Source organism: Massilia pseudoviolaceinigra (assembly GCF_030846505.1).
In the GTDB taxonomy this organism is placed as follows: Bacteria; Pseudomonadota; Gammaproteobacteria; order Burkholderiales; family Burkholderiaceae_D; genus Telluria_A; species Telluria_A violaceinigra.
Window position 1 is genome coordinate 86,040 of sequence record NZ_JAVCWL010000002.1, and the last position, 22,087, is coordinate 108,126.

Annotated in this window: 13 protein-coding genes; 9 read left to right on the forward strand and 4 right to left on the reverse strand. The window is 63.3% G+C overall.

The features are described 5' to 3' along the window. The first annotated feature begins 158 nt into the window (after positions 1 to 158). Entirely contained in the window at positions 159 to 1,355 is a 1,197-nt protein-coding gene (locus RBA40_RS02600; protein ID WP_306645708.1) for a XylR family transcriptional regulator, read from the forward strand. Positions 1,356 to 1,559: 204 nt separating this feature from the next. After that, a complete protein-coding gene (locus tag RBA40_RS02605) occupies positions 1,560 to 2,402 on the forward strand; it encodes an aldose epimerase family protein (protein WP_306645710.1) in 843 nt (280 codons plus the stop codon). Between the two features lie 80 nt (positions 2,403 to 2,482). Here RBA40_RS02605 and RBA40_RS02610 read toward each other — a convergent pair whose 3' ends face one another. Next, a complete protein-coding gene (locus RBA40_RS02610) occupies positions 2,483 to 4,519 on the reverse strand; it encodes a glycoside hydrolase family 2 protein (RefSeq protein ID WP_306645711.1) in 2,037 nt (678 codons plus the stop codon). Positions 4,520 to 4,722: 203 nt separating this feature from the next. On the opposite strand from RBA40_RS02610, the gene RBA40_RS02615 reads away from it, so the two are divergent. After that, entirely contained in the window at positions 4,723 to 6,381 is a 1,659-nt protein-coding gene (locus RBA40_RS02615) for an alpha-L-fucosidase (protein WP_306645713.1), read from the forward strand. 136 nt (positions 6,382 to 6,517) lie between these two features. Further along, positions 6,518 to 7,750, forward strand: coding sequence for a glycoside hydrolase family 27 protein (locus RBA40_RS02620; RefSeq protein WP_306646036.1), 1,233 nt, complete (start codon positions 6,518 to 6,520; stop codon positions 7,748 to 7,750). A gap of 314 nt (positions 7,751 to 8,064) precedes the next feature. On the opposite strand, the gene RBA40_RS02625 is transcribed toward RBA40_RS02620, so the two are convergent. After that, positions 8,065 to 10,224, reverse strand: a complete 2,160-nt coding sequence (locus tag RBA40_RS02625) for a beta propeller repeat protein (RefSeq protein WP_306645715.1) — start codon at positions 10,222 to 10,224, stop codon at positions 8,065 to 8,067. A gap of 1,242 nt (positions 10,225 to 11,466) precedes the next feature. On the opposite strand from RBA40_RS02625, the gene RBA40_RS02630 reads away from it, so the two are divergent. Further along, positions 11,467 to 12,321: a GDSL-type esterase/lipase family protein gene (locus RBA40_RS02630; protein WP_306645717.1), complete on the forward strand. Its 855-nt coding sequence runs from the start codon at positions 11,467 to 11,469 to the stop codon at positions 12,319 to 12,321. Positions 12,322 to 12,558: 237 nt separating this feature from the next. Here RBA40_RS02630 and RBA40_RS02635 read toward each other — a convergent pair whose 3' ends face one another. Then, positions 12,559 to 14,685 carry a beta-galactosidase gene (locus tag RBA40_RS02635; protein WP_306645719.1) on the reverse strand — a complete coding sequence of 709 codons (2,127 nt, stop codon included), beginning with the start codon at positions 14,683 to 14,685 and terminating at the stop codon, positions 12,559 to 12,561. Between the two features lie 230 nt (positions 14,686 to 14,915). Here RBA40_RS02635 and RBA40_RS02640 point away from each other — a divergent pair, with 230 nt between their 5' ends. The 4 genes from RBA40_RS02640 (at position 14,916) to RBA40_RS02655 (ending at position 20,292) form a co-directional block, all read left to right on the forward strand. Beyond that, entirely contained in the window at positions 14,916 to 17,219 is a 2,304-nt protein-coding gene (locus tag RBA40_RS02640; RefSeq protein ID WP_306645721.1) for a beta-glucosidase family protein, read from the forward strand. 338 nt (positions 17,220 to 17,557) lie between these two features. After that, a complete protein-coding gene (locus RBA40_RS02645; protein WP_306645723.1) occupies positions 17,558 to 17,821 on the forward strand; it encodes an SDR family NAD(P)-dependent oxidoreductase in 264 nt (87 codons plus the stop codon). Continuing rightward, on the forward strand, positions 17,818 to 19,626 hold the full coding sequence (locus RBA40_RS02650) for an NHL repeat-containing protein (RefSeq protein ID WP_306645725.1): 1,809 nt from the start codon (positions 17,818 to 17,820) through the stop codon (positions 19,624 to 19,626). Before RBA40_RS02645 ends, RBA40_RS02650 begins: the two co-directional genes overlap by 4 nt. A 159-nt stretch (positions 19,627 to 19,785) precedes the next feature. Beyond that, entirely contained in the window at positions 19,786 to 20,292 is a 507-nt protein-coding gene (locus RBA40_RS02655) for a DUF6506 family protein (RefSeq protein ID WP_306645727.1), read from the forward strand. 232 nt (positions 20,293 to 20,524) lie between these two features. On the opposite strand, the gene RBA40_RS02660 is transcribed toward RBA40_RS02655, so the two are convergent. Continuing rightward, positions 20,525 to 22,087 (reverse strand): PepSY domain-containing protein, encoded by a 1,563-nt coding sequence (locus tag RBA40_RS02660; RefSeq protein ID WP_306645729.1) that lies wholly within the window; start codon positions 22,085 to 22,087, stop codon positions 20,525 to 20,527.

The following is a 22,087-nucleotide window of genomic DNA, read 5'->3' on the forward strand; positions in this document are numbered from 1 at the left end:
TCGATTTAATTAAAACCAACGACGGCGGTCGCCATGCTGCGTGCCAGTGACATGTTTTTCATAAAAATATATAACGGAGACGACGATTATGACGCCCTACAATATGATTGGTTTATTCCCGCTCTCGCCCGCCATCGCTTGCATGGGGTGACTGCACAATGAAAACCTCGAAAGTACACCGGATTGCCTTGCTATTTAACGGCAACAAGAGTTTTGACCGTGAAGTTACCGCGGGCATTGCCGCTTACCTGGGCAGTACGCGCGCGGCCTGGGATTTGTTTTTGGAAGAAGACTTTCGCCTGCGCCTGGCCGGCATCGAGCACTGGCAGGGCGATGGCATCATCGCCGATTTTGACGATCCCGCCGTGGCGGCGGCCTTGTCACGCTGCAGCATCCCGGTGGTGGCGGTCGGCGGTTCCTATGCCGACGAGGCGCAATATCCTCGCGGGATACCCTATGTAGCGACCGATAATTTCAAGCTCGTCAAGCTGGCGCGCGATCATCTGATCGATGTCGGCCTGCAGCGCTTCGCCATGTTCAGCCTGCCCATGACCGGGGAAAACCGCTGGGCGCGCGAGCGCGAGAATGCATTTGGCAGCCTGATGCGGGACGACCAGATGGACGCCGAGATCTTCCGTGGCTGCGAAACGACCGCCTCGTCGTGGGACGAATCGGTCCAGGGCCAGATCGCCTGGCTGCGCAGTTTGCCCAAACCGGTTGGCATCATTGCCGTCACCGATGCGCGCGCGCGCCAATTGTTGCAAGCTTGCACCATCGCCGGCATCGAGGTGCCGGAACAGGTGGCCCTGATCGGCATCGACAACGACCCGATGGTGCGCATGTTCACCCGCATACCGCTCAGTTCCGTGATCCAGGGAGCGCAGGAGATGGGGCGCACGGCGGCGCACTTGCTCGATCAGATGCTGCACGGGGTGCGCCTGGCGAATATGCGGATTCAGGTGCCGCCGGCCGGCATTAATGTGTTCGCGTCCAGCCAGCATCAGGTCATCAAGCATCCGCATGTGATGCGGGCCCGCCATTTCATCCGCCAGTACGCCTGCCAGGGCATCAAGACGCACCAGGTGGCCGACTACGTGGGGGTGTCACGCTCCTCGCTGGAAACGTATTTCCGTCATGAAATGGGTTGCAGCGTGCACGACGTGATCCTGCGCTTCAAGCTCGATGCTGCCAAGGCCGGCCTGGAAAGCGCGGAGCGCAGCATCGCCGACGTGGCGACCGGTTGCGGCTTCACCTCGACCCAGTACATGTACCTGGTCTTCAAACGCGAACTGGGCTGCACACCGCGTGCCTACCGCGACCGCGCGCTCGGCGAGAACACACTGGCGCCTGGATGAAGAGGGGGTCGCCGGCCGGCGTGCTGCGCCCTATTCCTCTCTGGCGCGCCGGCATTGCCGCCCGTGCTGCCAGGCGTCAGCGCCTGTGCGGAGCAGTTCGCCAGAATCGTGTGCCCGGCTGGTGATTTTCGCAATTGATGCGCCATGTCGGTGGTTGCAGAATGGCACGGTGCGGTTCTCGAACCGGAAGCCCCCGAATTTTCAATGATGACTACTCCCATTTTCGGCGCCACTGCGCAGCCGGATGAATGCCGCTTGTACACGCTCCGCAACGCCAGCGGCATGGCGGTGACGATCAGCGAACGCGGCGCCGCGCTGCGCTCATGGCACGCGCCCGACCGCTATGGCCGCATGGCCGACGTCGTGCTCGCCGAACCCGATCATGCTTCCTCGGCTTCTCCCGCGGCGCGATGGCAAGGCCGCCACGCCGAAGGTGGCGTGTCGCTGCTGCTGACGGCCCCCGGCGGCGCGGAACTGCTGGTCAATTATCACCTCGATGACGACGGCAGCCTGATCATCAATTACAAGGCCACGGCCGCTGCGCCGGTTGCGCTCGACGTGCAGTTGCGTCCGTATTTCAACCTGAACGGTGGTCATGCCGACGTGGGCGATCACATGCTGCAGATTGACGCCGCTTACTTTGTGGAAGTCGATGCTGGCGGTGCACCGGCCGGCGTGGCTGCGGTGGGGGGAACGCCGTTCGACTTTCGTCAGCCGGCCCCGATCGGTCCGCGCCTGCGCTGGTCCGGCACGCAGACCCGCCTGATGGGCGGATTCAACCACTGTCTGTTTGTCCGCGACCACTATGCCGGCGGGCAGGGCGCGTTGCGCGAAGTTGCCCGCGTGGTCGATCCAGGCTCCGGCCGGCGCCTCCAGATGTACACCACCGAGGCGGCCTTGCAATTGTGCACCGGCCAGCGCGCCGGTTTTTGTCTCGAAGCCCATGCCCGTCCATGCCTGATGAGCGCGGCCTGGCCGCAAGTCGTCCTGCGCCGCGGACAGGTGTATCGCCAGACGACCGTCTACCGGCTCGCGCTCGAGGCGTAGATTGGCTCGAATGAAGCTCGGGCCCGGCGCAACAGACGATGCTCCCGCCGGTCATGCAAGGCGCCCGGCCTCGATTGATCTCAGTTCCTGGGCGCCGCCGGCGGCGCCTGGTAATGCCAGACCACGGAATCGGTGGCGCTGCCAGCGCTGACCTCAAGGCGGTTGGCGCCTTGCGCCAGCCGCACCTGCCAGGTGGCGATGCGGCCGGCGACAGGCCGCGCGCCGAGGTCGACGCCGTTCAGGCGCAAGCTGGCGCCGGGCTGATTGCTGTACACCTTGACCTGGACCTCGGCGGCCTGGCGCTGCGTATGGCGGCGCGACGTCAGGTACACCATCGGCCGGGACGTCCAGTTGGCCTGATACCAGAAATACGCATCCTTCTTCACGCCGCGGTCGAAGCTGACCAGGCCTTTGTCGTTGAACCCGGGGCGCTCACCTTCATTGCGGCCGGCGGACGGAAAGTCGAAGCCGACCCAGATGAAGTTCGACCACAGCCACGGCCGCGCCGCAAGCTGGCGCCACGCGGCTTCGTGGTACAGGGCCTGGTACTGCTCGGGGTGCCAGGGCCCGCCTGGCAGTGGGCGCCGCGGCGGGTCTTCCTGCTGCCCCGCGCCGGCGCCGGCGCCGTATTCGCTGACCGACAGCGGCGTGGCCGGGCGCCGCGCGCGGTTGGCGTCGAGGAAGGGGCCGAGCTCGGCGAACTCCCCCTCATACCAGCCGAAATACACGTTCGATCCGAGCGCGTCCGTATGCGAGGCCTGCGGGCCATCGATCGGGCCGCAGCAATTGGCATATACCGTCGGCCGGCTGGGGTCTTCCTTGTGCGCCAGCCGCTGCAGCAATGCCAGGGTGGCCGCACTGTCGGCGTCCACTTTGTAGATCTCGTTGCCCAGACCCCAGGCCATGACCGACGGGTGGCTGCTGTTCTGGCGGATCAATTCGCGCAGTTGCTGCACGCTGTTGGCCTGGAACGCCTGGGTGCCGCCGACCGCCGCCGTCAGCGGCATTTCGGTCCAGACCAGCCAGCCCAGACGGTCGGCCAGGTCATACGCATGCTGCGGGTGCTGGTAGTGCGCGAAGCGCAGGCCGGTCACGCCCAGCTCCTCCAGGATGCGGTAGTCGGCCTCGATGTCGGCGCTCGACACGGCGGTACCCTTGCCGGGCAGCGAGGTCTGGTGCACGTTGACGCCATGCACGGCATACCGCGCGCCGTTCAGGAGTATGCCCTGGGCGGGGTCGAGCCGGATATCGCGGATGCCGGTCTGGAACGACAACTGGTCGAGCGAGCGGGGCTGGCCGCCATCGATGCGCAATTCGGCCTCGCTGGTATACAGGTAGGGATCGCGCGCGCCCTGCCACAAGCGGGGGGCGGCCAGCACGCTATTGAGGATGACCGCGCTGACACTGTGCGGCTGCAGGGTCACCGCCTTGCTCGCCGTCGCGACGACACGGTGCCCGGCATCGCGCAGGCGCGTGGTGACGACGGCGCGCACCGTGCGGCCGCGCTGGTTCGCCACACGTGCGGTCCACGCCAGCGACGCCCGCGCGGCGGAAACGGCGGACGGTGTGAAGTACACGCCGGGGCCGCCATAGTCCAGCATGTCGAAGTGGACGTCGCCGGTCGTGATCATGCGCACAGGCCGATACAGGCCGCCGGACATGCTGTAATCGCCCCCGAGCGGCGCCACGTCGCTGTCGGGGGCGTTGTCGACCCGCACCACGATCTCATTGCGCCCCGCTGTGAGCCAGCGCGTGACGTCGAACCGGAAGCGCGCGAAGCCGCCCGCATGGCGGCCTGCGTGGTGGCCGTTGATCCAGACCTGGGTCACCAGCATGGCCCCGTCGAATTCGAGGAAATGGCGCTGGCCTGGCCGTTGGCGCGGCCAGTTTAGCGTGCGGCGGTACCACGCCGTGCCCCGGTACGGTGGCGCGCCCGCGCTGTTTGCGGCATCGACGCTGTGGGGCAGGGTGACGGCTTGCCAGAGGTGGCTGTCCGCCTTCTGGAAACGCCAGCCGGCGTCCAGCGGGACCGTGAGACGCGCTTGCGCGCCTGCGGCAAAAGGCGCCATCAGCGCCGCGGACAGGATCCACATCCATGCAGGTATCGGTGTCGACATGCTGGCTCTGTTCATTGTTGTTGTGCGGCGATTGTCGCCGCCGGGACGCGACACGGCAATTGCGACATTCACCAATCGGCATGTCGATATTTGAGCATCGCCAGACCCTTGGCTGTTTTAGTGCCTCGTCCTGGCGATTTTCGCAATTGCGGCACGCATGGTCGGCTTGCACAATCCAATGCAATGGAAGCAAGGGAGAAATCATGAAACGGCGACATTTATTGAAACACCTGGGAGTGGCCATTCCGGCCGTCGCCCTGTCCGGCGTTGCGCGCGCCGCCGACGCGCTTGCGCCAACCGGGCCGGGGGCGATCGCGAACGGCCCGTTCTCGCCGGACTGGGATTCGCTGGCGACGTATCAGACCCCGGACTGGTTCCGCAATGCCAAGTTCGGCATCTGGGCGCATTGGGGCCCGCAATGCGAACCGGAATTCGGCGACTGGTATGGGCGCCTGATGTACGAGGAGGGCAGCGATGCCTATCGCTACCACGTACAAAAATACGGTCACCCGTCCAGGTTCGGCTTCAAGGACGTCATTCACCAGTGGAAGGCCGAGCGTTGGAATCCGGACAGCCTGATGGCCTTGTACAAAAAGGCGGGTGCCAGGTATTTCATGGCACTGGCCAACCATCATGACAACTTCGACCTGTACCACAGCCGCCACCAGCCGCAATGGAACTCGACCAGCATCGGCCCGCGCAAGGACCTCATCGCCGGCTGGAGCAAGGCGGCGCGCGCCCACGGCTTGCGCTTCGGCGTGAGCGTGCATGCGGCGCACGCCTGGACCTGGTACGAGACGGCGCAGCGCGCGGACAAGAGCGGCCCGTACGCCGGCATCGCCTACGATGGGACGTTGACCCGGGCCGACGGCAAGGGCACGTGGTGGGAAGGGCGCGATCCCCAGGCGCTGTACGCGCAGAACCATGCCTTGAGCAAGAACGAAGGCGATGGCGGCGTGATGCACGCACAGTGGCATTGGGGCGGCGGTGCGTCGATTCCGGACAAGGCCTACTGCGACAATTTTTTCGCCCGGACGCGCGACCTGATCGACTCCCACGACCCGGACATGGTGTATTTCGACGATACGGTGCTGCCGTTGTGGCCGTTCAGTAACGTCGGCCTGCGCCTGGCGGCGCACATGTACAACCGCAGCATCGCCGCCAGGGGAAAACTCGAGGCCGTCATTAACGGCAAGATCCTCGACGCCCGGCAGCGCCGCGCCATGGTCTGGGACATCGAGCGCGGCCAAAGCAACCAGATCGAAGCGCTGCCGTGGCAGACCTGTACCTGCATCGGCAACTGGCATTACGACCGGCGCGTGTACGACAATCGGTCCTACAAGAGCGCGCCGACGGTGGTGCAGATGCTGATCGACGTGGTCAGCAAGAACGGCAACCTGCTGCTGAGCGTACCGGTGCGCGGCGACGGCACCATCGACGAGCAGGAGCAGGCCATTGTCGAGGAAATCGGCCGCTGGATGGCGGTCAATGGCGAGGGCATCTACGACACCCGGCCCTGGTCCGTGTTCGGGGAAGGGCCGGTGATGAAGGAAGCTGCGGCGCCGATGTCGGGAGCCGGGTTCAACGAAGGCAAGAGCAAGCCGTTTTCGGCGGCCGATATCCGCTTCACGGCGAAGGGCGAGAGCGTGTATGCCTTCGTCATGGGCAAGCCGGAAACGGACAAGGTGATGATTGCGTCCATGCATGGCGGCAGTGCGCATCTGGCCAGGCCGGTCTCGAAGGTCGAGCTGCTCGGCTCCGGGCGCGCGCTGGCCTTCCGCCAGACGGCGCGGGGATTGCAGGTCACTCTGCCCGACGACGAGCCTGGGCCGGCGTATGCTCGCGGGCTGAAGATCACATGATAAGGATTTTATGATAAATCTACCTCGCCGCCACCTCCTTGCCGCTTCCGTCGCCGCGGCCGCGACCCTGCCTGGCGCAGCACCCGCCGCCGCACCGGGAACCGGTAGCCGGACGCCGCTGGCACCCACGCCGCCGATGGGCTGGAACAGCTGGAACTCGTTCGCCACCACCATTACCGAGCTCCAGGCACTCGACAACGCGCGCATCATGGCGCAGAAATTGCTGCCGGCGGGATATGACATATTCACGGTCGACATTCAGTGGTATGAGCCGAATGCCACCGGCTACGACTATCGCAAGGATGCCGAGCTGACGATGGATGAATATGGCCGCTTGCTGCCGGCGCCCAACAGGTTTCCGTCGGCCACCAAGGGCAAAGGGTTCAAAGGTCTTGCCGATCAGATTCATCGCATGGGGATGAAATTCGGTATCCACGTCATGCGCGGTATTGCTCGCCAGGCGGTGCGGATGAATACGCCGATCCTGGGCACGCGCTTGCATGCGCGGGATATCGCCGACACCACCTCCACCTGCGCGTGGAACGGGGACATGTATGGCGTCGACATGACCAGGCCGGGCGCGCAGGACTATTACAATTCCATCTTCGCACTGTATGCATCGTGGGGCGTCGACTTCGTCAAGATGGATGACATGTCGCGTCCTTACGACAAGAACTGGCGCGAGATCGAAGGCGCGCACAAAGCCATCCAGGCATCCGGGCGTGCTATTGCGCTGAGCCTGTCGCCCGGCGAAACCGATCTCAAATGGGCCAGCCATGTGCCGCACTACGCGCAGCTGTGGCGCATTTCGGACGATTTTTGGGACGACTGGAAATTGCTGAAGGCGCAGTTCCAGCGCCTTGAAGAGTGGAACCCCGCCATGGCGGAAAACGCCTGGCCCGACGCCGACATGCTGCCCCTTGGGCGCCTTGCGATGGGCTCGCGCGACACAAAGTTCACACCGGATGAGCAGCAGACGCTGATGACGCTATGGAGCATCGCGCGCTCGCCGCTCATCATGGGTGGCGACTTGCGACATATGGACCCGGGCACGCTCGCCTTGCTGACCAATCCGGAAGTGCTCGCGGTGAATCAAAAGAGCCATCAGAACCGGCCACATCGTGCCGATCCGGGCACGCGCATCTGGAGCGCCCGGGCGAACGGCGCCAAACCGGTCCATTATTTGGCGCTGTTCAACACGGAAGATGCGCCGGTCGAGATCGAATTCGACCTGTCGCGCCTCAACCTGGGCGACAAAACCGTGGCGCTGCGTAACCTGTGGAAACGCCAGGATCTCCCGCCCGCACGCGCAGTCATCCGCCAGACGCTGGTTCCCCATGGTTCAGTCCTGCTGGGTATCGTGGCGTGATCGGGCATCGCACGGCAAGCGCGCAAATTGGCGCACTTGCCACGGTCATCCACCTCCCGCAACGCCGGGAGTGTTGAAGGCGCGCGGGCTGCGGGACGCGCTCTCTGGCAAGCGATTCCCGCGTATGCTGCACTTGGAGCCGCTGGGCGTCGATCTGCTGTCCAAGTCAAAGTACCGACACCGCGGGTGCGGTCGATGCGACATCAAGTTATCCTGCGCACAAGCCCGCGCCACGCTCCCTCGCAAAACGGATTTAGTTCAGGCAAAGCAGGAGTTCGCCTGTCCTTCATCGGCAAAGGACAGGCGAGGGAGGCTTACGGGCGGCCCACCGCCAAGCCGCGCCCGGCCGTGTTCATGTACACCACGCCAAAGGTGTTCATGTCGCCCACCACGATCGCGCCGTTGGAACCGTACTGGTGCGCCCAGTCATTGACGCGCAGCCAGGTGTTGCCGGTATCGGTCGAGCGGAACAGGCCGCGCGTGCCGTTCACGGTACCCCAGATGAAGATGGTGGGGTAGGACGCACCCGTGGCCGCCTTGCCGAAGCCGATGCCGGCGCAGTCGCTGACGCTGTTGATTTTCACGAAGGAGGTGCCGGAATTGGTGGAGCGCATCAGGCCGTTGCCGTTCAGCGGCACCCAGACGTCGCCCCCGCTGTTGGGCGCGACACGGATGCGGTCCGAACCCCACGCTGGCAGCTGGCTGATGGCGTAGAAATTGACACCGCCGTCGTAGCTGGTCCAGAAATTACCGTTGCCGCGGTCATAGGCATAGAACAGGTTCGGGTGGACCGCGTCGCCGACCGGGAAGGCGTTCTTGATGTTCAAGTGGTTGACGGCCGTCCAGCTGGAGCCGAAATTCAGGGAGCGCCAGGTGGTGCTGGAGTCTTTCGGGCTGTGCAGCAGCACGCCGCCGTTGGCTGACAGCGCCACCTGGCCTTGCACGCCGTTCGTGACCGGGGCCTCGGCCCAATTGACGGAACCGTTTTGCGAGTACTGCACTTTCCCCGCCACGCGCGCCATGATCGACGGATTGCCGGGGGCGATTGCCAGACCGGTGGTGGTGCCCATTCTCGGCGTCAGGCGCTGGCCATAGGTGTACGTGTTGTAATGGCGGAAGCCGTCATAGTCGCCGATCGCGCTGACCAGCGGACCGCCCGGCACGCTGACCACGCCCAGCGGCACGGCTTCTTCCAGGCCCTGCACGTTGAAGGTCCAGGTCGGCTGTGCGGCACCGACGTTGGTGGTCTTGAAGATACCGTTGCCCGAAGTGACCCAGGCAGTCTGGCCATTGAACGGGTCGAATACCACCGAGCCGGCCCAGTGGATCGATTCGTCGGCGATCCAGGCGATGCCGTCGGTGGCCTTGCTGGCGTTGGCCACTACGTCGGTCCAGCTGGTGCCGCCGTTCGTGCTCAGGAAGATGCGGTCGCCATAGGTGTCCTTTCCGTCGGCGCTCTTCCATTGCGTCCAGTACATATTGATGGTGGAGGCGATCACGCGCTGGCGATTGTTGGGATCGACGCTGATGCCGCTGAAGGCATTCGTCATGCCGGACGGGGTGACATTGGTCCAGCGCGAGTTGGTCACGTCGTACTTCCACACGCCGCCCTGGTTCATCGGGTCCGATTCTTTCAAGGGGTCATCCAGGCCGCCCGGACCGGCGCCGTTGCCGTAGGTGAGGTAGAGATTGCCCAGGCCATCGTAAACGCCGCGTTGGGGCATCAGCTTGCCAGGCGGGCCGCTGATGGCGGTGAACGTCTGGCCGCCGTTGTCGCTACGGTAAAGGTTCGGGCCGGCCGTGCTGTTGCGCGACACGCCGACGATCAGGCGCTGGGCCACGCCGTTGACCACGCTGGTCGGGTCCGGCAATACGAGGTTGACGCCGTTGTCGTTCGGTGTGGTGGTTACGTTCAGGCTGTTCATGCGGGTCCAGCTGGCGCCCGAATCGGTACTCTTGAACAGGCCGTTGTAGCGCGTACCGGTGTACAGGATGTTGCTCGAGCCGGGGTCGAATGCGAGCCGCTCACCGCTTTGGCGGCCGTAGCCGTTGCCGTGCGTCTTGAACTGCGCCGTCACGTCGGTAAAGGTGAAATTTTGGCCGTAATTGGTCGAGCGCATGATCACCGTGCGGCCATTGCCGAAGTAGCTGGTGCCGGCCAACAGCACGATGTTGGCGGCGTTCTTCGGGTCCACCGCTAGCGATTCGATGCCCATGAGCCCCATGTCGGCTTCCGGCATCCAGTCCATCAGCGGCACCCACTTGGCTGCGCCCTTGTCCCAGCGGTAGGCGCCGCCTACGTCGGTGCGGGCATACGCCATGCCCTGTTCGGTCTTGGCCGGGAACACGCCGGTGACAAAGCCCGCACCGCCCATCGGCACGATGTCCCACTTGTAACCGGCGGCGTTCTGCGCGCACGCGCTGGCTGCGCTCAATACTGTTGCCAGCACGAGCATGGTTTTTATTAATTTCATTAGAGGTGTCTCCTGCTATTCTCACTTCAATTGGAATGCGTCCGTCCAGGACGGCCGCGAACCGGCCGCGCTGGCCGGGCCATGCGAGCTCTTTGCGGCCTCCTTTCTCAAGTGTGAAAGCTAACTTGCCCGCGGCGCGGCAATAGGCATCGTGCCCGGCCGCGTTCAGGCGATCCTTGGTTGATCATCAGTACATGCTGGGTCCCATTGCTGGCTTTTCAGCGCCACATGAGGTCCGTGAAGGCGAAACGGCGTGGTGCCCGCCGTGCGGGACACGGCCAGGATTTTGCTTCATTCGCCTGCCGATTCCGCGAATCTTGAGCTTTCCAGCAACTGCATGGTCCTTTTTCAGGCGGGATGCCGGGCCTCGGTGAAGCGCTCAGATCACGCCAGCCGGCCATACGCGCAAGGGGCGCTGTCGCCTTTGCCGGACGCTTGCGCCAGGTGCGGCCACGCCGTCGGCACCGACGCCCCGTCCCGATCGGCTAAGCGCAAGGCGCCCGGGCAGGAAAGCCGGCCTTCCTGTCACCGTTGCGTTCTGTAGCCCACGTCCAGTGCCCAGTGCCCAGTGCCCTGCGACGCCACCAGCGCGCATGCCGTCGCGCGCGCTACCGAGCGCGTTGCTGGGCAGGGCGCTGACCTGCAACAGCGCGCGATCAGGCATTGTGCGGGCGGCGCTGCCGGGATGCAATTATGAAAATTGCGAAAGCGGCACATTAAATTCATTAGACAAGCGTTCAGCGATGCGGCTCATGCGCATTGATGTGTGCGGCACGCCATGCACATCCCGCGCGGCACCCAGCCTGTTCCGCGTTATTCACGCGTGATGGGGCACGCGCTCGGGCGAGGGTCGTGAAGGCGCCGCCCGGGCCGCAGTTCGTTGCGGGTACCGCTGCCGGCCCGCAAGCGTGTTTGCCGAGGTGAGCGCATTGAAGATCACCTGAGCCGCTTCGTCAATTTCGTGCGTGGCGGTGATGCTTTTCGTAATTGCGACACAATTCTCCACAAGGCACAATGAATTCGGCGATGTACCGGCAGTACATGGGCCAGGGCGCCATCGGCATGAGGGCGCGCGCCGCATTTCGCGCCCGACCGCGTTTCAGGTCCCGGGTGCCTTACCCGTTCCGAACTCGCTGTACCAGACTGGCCGGATGAAGACGATGGCGGGTGTTTTTCCGCTTCATCCTTCTACCCTTCAATGACTGTATGAAAAGAACTTCCAGCCGCCTGTTCGCCTTGTGCATGCCCGGTTTGTCCTGTGCGCCGGTCGATGCCAGTGCGGCCACGTCGCTTTTTACTGCTTGCCGAATCGGCAAAAACTGTTATCGGAGTTGGACCATGAATAAAACGATCCGTACGCTGGCGCACCCTGCATTGTTGTTGATGGCGTTCGCCGCGCATGGCGCGTTCGCAGCCGATGCGTCGCCAACGAAGGCGGGGCCGGCATGCGCGACCACCGCGGCGCCGCGCGCCGTCGGCTATCCCTGGATGTCGATCGGGCGCTGGCGCCAGATGAACGACGAACACCTTGCGCGCGCTGCGCAAGGCGATATCGACGTGATGTTCGTCGGCGACTCGATCACCGAGATGTGGCCGAAGGCGGTCTGGGAGGCTAATTTCGGGCAGTTCAAACCGGCCAATTTCGGCATCGGCGGCGACCACACGGGCAATGTGCTGTGGCGCCTGCAAGATCCCGTGATGATCACCATCAAGCCGAAACTGGTGGTGCTGCTCATCGGTGTGAACAATATCAATCTCTGCGGCGAAAGCGCGGAAGACGCGTTCAGCGGCATCGAGGCGGTGGTGGCAACCTTGCGCAGGCAGTATCCGGCGGCGCGCATCCTCCTCAATGCGGTGTTGCCGGAAGGAAGACTGCCGGATGCGGCGGAGCGCCTCACTGTCGGCCGGCTCAACAAGATGGTGCGGACGCTCGGCGATGGCAATACCGTGTTCTTCCGTGACTACGGTGCCCGCTTCGTCGGTGCCGACGGCACCTTGTCGGCAGAACTCCAGCCGGATTTCCTGCACCTGTCGGAGAAGGGCTACCGGATCTGGGCCGATGCGATCCGTCCGGATATCGAGAAACTGCTGAAATAGAACGCGCAAACCAAAGCTGTGCCCGGCGGTGCGCGAACGCTCATTGCGGTGGCAGCTCCCGGGCACCGGCGCCAGCTGGCGACACGCGCCAGCTTTGCAGGTAAAACGGCGCCGGGCGGGTTACTGGCGCGTAGGCGAGGGTGGTGCCCGGCAGGTGGGGTGAAGCGGTGCGGCTGAAGGGACAATTCGCCCTGATGAAGCGCAACTGTCCCCGCTTGCGCGAGGGCGGCGACTGGGCTATTTAGCGTCTTCTTCGATGATGGCCAGGTCCCATGGGGCCAGGGTCAGTTTTTCCGAGGAAACCACGCGCCGTGCCGAGAGCAGGTCGGTGCCGGCCCGATGCGGGTAGCTGAAGCTCACTTCGGCGCCGGAGTAGTTGAAGTAGTAGCGCACAGTCCGGTTCAAGCCGTTGGTGCCGACGCGCGTGCGCACGTTGGGCGGCAATTGCTGGTCTGGCCCGATCAAGCCGAGTTCCTGCAGCGACGACTGCAAGACGGCCTTCTGCAGTTTGCCCGACAGGTAGGTTCCCGCGTAAATCACCTTGCCGGCGCCGTACTGGTTCGACGTGATGGCGGGCCAGCGGCCGTAGAAAGCATGGTCGTAGTAGGCAAGCGCCTTGGCCGTATCGAGCTGCAGGAATTCGGCCCAGTGGTGCACCTTGTTGTCCGCGCCCGCATCGAATGGATCGCCCTTCAAGGCCAGCGCTTGGGCCAGGTTGGAGAATTCCTGGTAGTGGAAGCCGAGCGCCTCGCGCAGCGGGCCCGGCGCCATGACAGGGCGCACCATGGTGTTTTCGTTGGTGAAGCCGCTCTTGAAACCCATCACCACCCGGCCGCCTTTGTTGATGTAGTCCGTAATGCGCTTGAGCAGCGCGTCGTCCGCCACATACAAGGACGGCACGATCAGCAGCTTGTACGATGAAAAGTTGCTCGCGTCCGGGAAGACGAAGTCGGTACTCACGTTCAGGTCATACAGCGCGCGGTGGATTTGCCGCACCTGCGAAGCGTAATCGGCCTTGCTTCCGGAACTACCCCACTGCGACTCCTTCGCGAAAGGCATATCGTTGATGGCATTGAGCGAATCGCGGCTCCACAGGATTGCCACGTCGCTGTGGATCTTCAGGTTCACCAGACGTGGGCCGATTTTCTTGAGCTCGCGTCCGGTACGGCTCATTTCGGCATACGCCCGGTTCGGCTCCAGGTCGTGCGACAACACGCCCTTCCAGTACGTCTTCTGGTTGGCATGGATCGACGCCCAGTGCCAGTATTCGACCATGTTGGCGCCGTTCGAGAGGTGCGTGTAGACGTCTTCGCGGAACTGGCCGTCATATGGCGGATACTGGAAGGAAGAGCTCCAGTCCGTGGTCTGCGCATTCGTCTCAAGCACCAGGAAATTGTCACGCTTGAGTGAGCGCGTGAAGTCCGCCTGCAGCGTTTGATCGACGCCGCTGTAATTGTCCGGCGTGTTCCAGTGATAGATATTCACGCCCGATATGTCGAGCGCGCGCGCCACGGCTTCCTCGTTGATATCGGTGTGCATCGCGCCGGCGAAATCGTGCGTGACGAACTGGCGCGCCGCGGCGCATTCGCGGATCAGATTCGATTGCCAGGTCAGGAAGTCGGTCACGCGCATCTGGTTCCAGCGCGACCACTCCAGCTTATAGCCGGTGCTCTGGGCGCCATCGGGGCGCGGCAGGTCGACCCAGCTATGCAGATTCTGGCCCCAGTAATTCAGGAGCCACGCCTTGCTGAGGTTTTCCGGCGTGCCGAATTTTTTTTCAAGATGGTGCGTGAAGCGGATGAATACATCGTCGTTGGCCGCGCCGTAACTGCTCGTTTCATTGTCGACCTGCCAGCCGATGACGTTCGGGTTGTCCTTGTAGCGCGCCGCAATCTTGCGGATCAGGCGCTCGGCATAAAAGCGGTAGGCCGCCGAGTCGGTGTTCATGTTCTGGCGCATGCCATAGGTGTTTTTGGCGCCGTTGAATTTGGTGGCCAGGATCTCCGGGTTCTGCTTGGCCATCCAGGCGGGAATCGAGTAGGTCGGCGTGCCCATGATGACCTTGATCCCGGCTTTGCCCATGGCATCGATGACCCGGTCCATCCACGCATACTCGAAGCGGCCATCTTCCGGTTCCCACAAGCTCCATGTCGATTCCCCCAGGCGCACCACGTTGAAGCCGGCGGCTTTCATCATCGCCACGTCTTTGTCGAGCCGCTCGTCAGGCATGTATTCGTGGTAATAGGCCGCGCCATACAGGATGGTTGGAAAGTCGGCCGCTGGAGTCCGGGCGGCGGCCGGTGCCCATGCTCCGGCAGCGATCGCATACGACAGCGCATACGAAAAAATTGTTCGTTTAAGCATTTGAAATCTTCCGGTCGGATCGTCGCTCAGGCAAGCGCCGACCTATTGTGGAACCTTGGCTCCTGGCCGCGCAATTATGAAATTGACCGGCCCGGCACATGATTTGTCACGGACCGTGCGCCGGATCCGCAATTTCATGTCGGACCTTGACGATTTTCGGAATTGCCGGGCCATGGCACTGCTTTCACACTACGTGCACAGATCGGTCAATCAAACCAATGGAAGTAACGATGAGAATGAAGAAAGAGATCAGCCTGTTGTCCAGCGTGCTTGCCATCTGCTGCGCGCCGGTTCTGGCCGCCGAATCGGGCGCCAACGCGCCGCATGCGGCCCAGCCGTGGATGAACACGCAGCTCGCCGCCGGGGAACGCGCGGAACTGGCGGTCAGGGCAATGACCCTGGACGAGAAATTGAAGCTGGTCTATGGTTACCTGGGCGCCGACATGGAGTCGAAAAAGACAAAGCGTCCGGAGCAATCCTACAAGCAGTCGGCCGGCTTTATTCACGGTGTTCCCCGCCTGGGTATTCCGAACCTGTGGGAAACCGACGCCGGCCTGGGCGTGGCAAGCCAGGGCGGCCCGGAGGCGCGGCCCGCAACGGCGCTGCCGTCGGGCCTCAATACCGCAGCCACCTGGGATGTGCAAACCGCCTACGCGGGCGGTGCCATGATCGGCGCGGAAGCGCGCGCCTACGGCTTCAACGTGCTGCTGGCAGGCGGCGTCAACCTCCTGCGCGAGCCGCGCAACGGACGTAACTTTGAATACGCAGGCGAAGATCCTCTGCTTGCCGGCAAGATGGTGGGCGCGCAAATCAAGGGTATCCAATCGAACCGCGTCATCTCCACGCTCAAGCATTTTGCCTTGAATGACCAGGAATCGGGCCGGACCACGCTGAACGTGAAGATCGACGACCGCTCGGCGCGGATGTCCGATTTGCTGGCTCTGCAGATCGCGAAGGAAGAAGGAAATCCGGGCGCCGTCATGTGTTCCTATAACCGCCTCAACGGCGTGTATGGGTGCGAGAGCGACTATCTCCTGAACCAGGTGCTGAAGAAGGACTGGGACTTCAAAGGCTGGGTGATGTCGGACTGGGGAGCGGTGCACAGCACGATTCCGGCCGCCAATGCCGGCCTGGACCAGCAATCGGGCATGCCTTTCGATCGCGCCGATTATTTCGGTCCGCCCCTGAAGGAGGCGGTGTTGAACGGCTGGGTGCCGCAAGCGCGCATGGACGATATGGCGCGCCGCGTCCTGCACGCGATGTTCGAGCATGGCGTGGTGGATCACCCGGTCGCGCCGGCACCCGGGACGATCGACTTCAAGGCCAACGCCGCCGTCTCGCTCAAGGATGCGCAAGAGGGCATGGTATTGCTGAAGAACGCGGCAAACGCATTGCCGCTGGATCGCTCGCTCAAGCGGGTCGCCGTGATCGGCGGGCATGCCGACAAGGGCGTGCTGGCCGGCGGCGGCTCGTCGCTGGTCTATCCGGCCGGTGGCAATGCGGTGCCGGGCATCGAGCCCACGACCTGGCCCGGCCCGGTCATGTACTATCCATCGCCACCGTTGCAAGCCATTGCGCGACGGCTACCGCAGGCGATGGTGGCGTTTAACGACGGCACCGACGCGGCCGCCGCCGCCAAGCTGGCGCGCGAGAGCGACGTGGTCGTGCTGTTCGCCACCCAGTGGACCGGCGAAGCCATGGACGTCCCCAATCTTTCGCTGCCGGGCAAACAGGATGAGCTGATTGCGGCGGTGGCGGCGGCCAACCCCAGGACCGTCGTGGTCCTGGAAACCGGCGGTCCGGTGACCATGCCCTGGCTGCCGAAGGTGTCGGCGGTGCTGGAGGCGTGGTACCCGGGCAGCAGCGGCGGCGAGGCCATCGCCGGGGTGCTGTTCGGCGAAGTCAATCCCTCCGGCCATTTGCCCGCCACCTTTCCGGTATCGGAGTTGCAATTGCCCCGTCCTGTGCTCGGCGGCTATCCCCACGTGGAAGACCAACGCTTCGATGTCGAGTACGGCGAAGGCGCGGCGGTCGGCTACAAGTGGTTCGACTTGAAGGGACTCCAGCCCTTGTTCCCGTTCGGCCACGGTTTGTCCTATACCGAGTTTGCCTTGTCGGACTTGGTGGCGGGCGTCAGGAACGGCATCCTGCAGGCATCGTTTACGGTGAAGAACGTGGGCAAGCTGGCGGGCAAGGAAGTGGCGCAGGTCTATGTTACCCCGGTCAAGGCCCGATGGGAAGCGCCCAAGCGCCTGGTCGGCTTCCGGAAGGTCGACGTCAAGCCGGGCGCCGCCGTTCAGTCATCGATCACTGTCGATCCGCGCTTGCTGGCGATGTTCGACTCCGCCACCAAAACCTGGAAAGTGGCGAAGGGCGATTACAAGGTCATCCTCGCCGCCAGTGCGGCCGACGCCAAGGCCGTCAGCACCATCGTTCATCTGGACGCTGCCACCTACGATGTCAACGGCAAGCCGCTGCGCGGGCAGGGCGGTGCGCGCGCTCTGCAAGGTGTGAAATTTCCTGTACGTAATTGACGGCGCGCCTCGTCCGCTTCTTCGATCAGGGCTTGCTCCGCGCAGCCCAGGTCGGGGAACAGGAAGGAGAACTAAGCCTCTGATTTCAGGGGCTTTTTTTTCGCACCTGCGGCACAGCCTGGCATTGATGGGCGATGTGAAGCAACGCTATCGGCAGCTGCGGGCCGGAAAAAGCAAAGCCGAACGATGTCTGCGAAGGCGGCAAGTGGTTCCAAATCGAGGGTGGTCGTTGCTGAATAATATTCATTTAGGCAGTGAGAGGCAGGCTCTTTTTCATTAGTCCTGCCCATGGCAAGATTTCCCTTGGCATTCAGATCATCCACACAGGGGGAAGCAGCATGGTCAACAACGACGTCAAAGTAGCGCTTATAACGGGTGGCGGCACGGGAATAGGGACGGCCGCGGCATTGGCATTTGCGCGGGCCGGATACCGGGTGGCAGTGGTTGGCCGCAGGCTGGATCGACTCGACACAGTGGTAGCCACGATCCGGCATGCCGGCGGCGAAGGGCTTGCAATACAAGCAGATGTCGCCAATGACGCCGATGCGGACACCCGCGCATGGCTGAGCGGCGCGGTCAGCTCCGTCGCGGCGGAGGCATGAGCATGCGTCTCCTCTCCCTGGTCGTCGCAGTGGCTGCCGGCATGCTGTGCGGCGACACCAGCGCGCAGCGTCTTCCTGACGGCTTTTTCCCGGAAAGTCTGGCCGTCAGTAAAGATGGCACAATGTACGCCGGCAGTGCCACCCAATCGGCCATCGCACGCGTTGCGCCCGGCGCTTCGGATGCAGCGCCGTTTATCGCACCCGGCAGTGGCCTGATGTCGGTGCAGGGCTTGCTGGTCGACGACGAAGGTGCGCAGCTGTTTGCCTGTAGTGCGGACCTCGGGGTAGCACAAGCACCGAAGTCGGCTTCTGCATTGTTCTCTTTCGACCTCGCCAGCGGGAAATTGCGCGGACGGTGGGAACTGCCGGAAGGTGGTTTTTGCAATGATATCGCGCGCGGACCGGACGGCAATCTATACATTAGCGATACCGCAAGAGCGCGCGTGCTCAAATTCGATCTGACGTTGGCGCGGATCTCGGTGTGGAGCGAGCACCCGCTGCTTGGCGGCGCCCAGTTCAATGGGAATGGCATCGTCTTTGACGGCCGCGTACTGTACCTCTCGACATTTTCTGACGGGCGTCTGCTGCGTATTCCCATGTTAGCCGACAGCCTTGCCGGCGTGCCGAGCACGGTTAAGCTGCCCCGTGCGCTGGCGGGGGCCGACGCGCTACGCTATCTTGCACCCGGAAAACTGGTCGCCTTTGAAAATGATATCGGAGGAGGCAATGGAAGAGTTACCGTCATTGAGCCGGAAGGTGCCACAGCCCGCTTGACGACGGTGGCCGAGGGACTGGACGAGCCTGTCAGCGGGATCGTCAACGGAAGCTCCGTGGTGATCGCGGAGTCCCAGTTTCGCAAACTGTTTGGTGATCAGCGCGGCACGCCTCCCGCCCCGTTCAGGCTGCGGACAGTACGCTGGCCGGTGTCGCCCGATGACCTGACGTCGATCGCTCTACCGAAGGGCACGGCTTTTCCCAACGGTATTGCTGCAGCTACCGATGGCACTTTATACGTTGGATTGATCGATCAGGGCCGGCTGCTGCACCGCAATCGCAACGGCGCATGGTCCACGCTGCTGCCCGGATCGAAGGATATATTCGCCGGAACGACTTTGCGGCTCGACACCGCACGCAACCTGCTGTGGGGAGCGTCGCCCGACTTTCTACCGCACCGATCCGGTGCTCGGCTTCACCGGATCTTCTCGGTGGATCTACGCACCCAACGTCTGCGCGATGTGTTGCCGCTACCGGATGCGGGGTTCGGCAACGACATAGCGCTGACGCCGGAAGGGCATGTGCTCGTGACAGACAGCGTCGGGGGCCGGGTGCTGGAATTCGATACCACCACCCGCCAATTTAGAATCATCATCGATCACCCGCTACTGATGCCAAAAAATGGCATCGGTGCGGCAGGGATCGCCCGTGCACAAGACGGGCGACTCATTATCGGCAACTACGGAACAGGGAAGCTACTCATTTTCGACAGCGGCGCATTGCACGAGATGGAACTGCCGCGTTCGCTCGAAAACCCCGATGGGCTCGCATTTTCACCCGACGGCGCGCTCATCGTCCTGGAAGGTGCCGTCACAAGTGGCGAGGGAAAAATCTTGCGGATCCCGGATCCTTTCGCAAAAGGGCAACGGGTCATCGAGGTCATTGCCACAGGGCTCGACAGTCCGACCAATCTGAGCATCGCTCCGGATGGCACAGCCTATGTGACCGAATCGCGCATCCGGCGTCGCTTGATAACGATGAAGGATGCAAATCGGACGCCTACGTTTCGAATATTCAAGGTCCCGGTATGAAAGTAGATGGCAAGCCCCGCTTATATACGCGTTTCAAAAAATTGACTACGGTTAAAGACATGGCCTTGACCCATTTGAAAAACACGGCGGGACGCCGGATGTTATCTCGTACAAGGTCCTGCCACCTCTCTGACCCATCAGCGGCATTGGGCGAAAGATTTGATCGGGGCCGAAGTGGTCTCCCGCATGCTAGTTTCGATAGCGGCTGAGATCGGTTACGATAACTCCGGTTACAATGGCGTTGCAAATTTTTGCGCCAGGTTAACACGGCGTATAGCGGACTGGTCGCTCATTGCCGTCCACCATTCACTTGCGCGGCGGCCATCTGTTCAACGCTACCTCCCCATCGCCATGCAACTGATCCGATTTGCAATGATCATCAAGGGACCTGGCTACGCTCCAGCCGTCCATCGCGCATCTCTGAATTCTCCCGCGTTCTCAACAACGATTGTTTGTGTCTCTCATTTTGAGGAAGCGGTTTCAGTCGCCATCGATTTGCAGCAGAGCGGCATTCAGTTGATCGAATTGTGCGGTGGCTTCACTCAAGATGAGGCTGCCTCGATACATCGGTCGGTGGACATGCAAATACCTGTGGGTGTTGTACGTTACACGCCCGAGCAGCAAGAGCAACTCGCTCAACTTTTTATGCCGTCATCACCGGCATAGGCCACCTTGGCGCCCATCGCCGAACAGGGCGCGCATGGGTGATTCGAAATGATTTGCTGAGGCTGGCAACAAACAACGTCCTCATTCCGAACGAGCAAAGCTGCTGTCAACATCGAGCCAGCGCTTGCTGCTGCGGATCCAGTATTTCCATATACGGCAGATGGGATCGAAGCTTTGTCTGACCGGCCAGGGTCTATTTTCGTCCCGTGCCCAGCCCTGACATAGTCTGTCACTACATCCGCGGCGCGCCGTCCGGCAGCGCCCGGCGGCGTAGCCTGAACCATGCGCGCCCGTCGCCCGCGGCATGCAACTTTCGCCCCAGCCTGCGCCAGCCGATCACCACGCCGGTCATGCTCAAGACGGCGCCGCCGAGACTGAGCGCCAGCATGACCAGGTCCCACAATGGCCGGCGCTCCAGCAAAGGCAGCCAATCCCAACTGTGCAGCATGGCGAACAGCCAGCGGCTCCAGCGCTTGTGGCGGTCGCTGCGGCCGGCCAGCGCACCCGTATGGGGATCCAGATACACCCAGCTCTGGTGCGGATCGGCGAAGGCGATGCGCCACACCGGAAGCGGCTTGCCGGCGCCGCCGGTCATGCTGTGGGCGTCGCGGCTGTAGTAGTACAGGTCGTACGCGTCCAGGCGTTCGACCTTGGCCACCGGATGGGGCAACAGCGCGCGCGCGGCATCGAGCAGCGCGCCGCCAGCGACCGCTGCCGGGCGGCTGGTCCGGCTGTCCAGCACGCGCGGCGCTCCGGCCGCCGGCTGGGCCAGCACCAGTGTGTCTCCCAGCACGCGCGTCCACTTGAGCTCGCGTATCCCCGGGCCTGCAGCGGACAATAACGCCGCCGGCGCCGCATCGTGCGCGGACGGCAGCAGCGCCGTGCCTTCGAGCGCCTGCATGCGCAGCGGTGGCGTGCCGCCGTCGAAGATGCGCCACGGGTTCATCGACATCAGGCCGCTGAAGATCCAGGTTGCCGTCACCACCCCGAATAGCAGGCCGCCGATATGGTGCCAGCGCATCATCGCGCCCGGATAGGGCGAACGCGAACCGCTGCGGTAGGGCGTCCGGAAGCGCCAGCGCAACAGGCCGACGGTGGCGCCGCTGAGAACCATGGCGGTGCCGGCGATCGCCAGCCAGTTGACGATATCGGCCCAGTAAGGCTCGAACACGTTGCCGCGCAGAGGGTACAGCCAGTGGATCCACGCGCCGGCGTAGTTCCACAGCTGTTCATGGCGCGGCGCATCGCGCACCACTTCTCCGGTCCGGCCCGACACATACAGCAGCGTTTGGTCCGGGTCGGCCAATTGCACGCGGTGCAGGGGCCGGTGTCCATCCAGCCCGCGCGAGTGGGTGAAGGGGTCTTCGTCCACCGTGCCCAGGTAATGGGTGCCGACACCCGGGCCGGCGAAGGCGGCGGCGCTGGCCATGGCGCGCGCCTGGTCCGTGAGCGGTATCGGCTCGCCGCTGCGCGCATCGACGGCGATGGCCGCCGCGCCTTTGGCGCCGGCGGGCGAAACAAGGTAGACCGCGTCCCCCCCGCTGGCAGCGGCCAGCCGCAGTTCCTTGAGCGGTCCGGTGATGCCGGCCATCGCCATGGCCTGGTGCGGCCCGAGCAGCGGCGCGCCGGCCTGCAAGGCCGGCAAATGGCGCAGGCGCTCGGCATCGGTCAGTTTCGGATAACCGACGTACATCATGACCACGCCGGAGACGAACCACATCGCGAAAAAGGCGCACAGGACAATGCCAAGCCAGCGGTGGCCCAGCAATAGCAGGCGTTTGAACGAGCTTCCCAT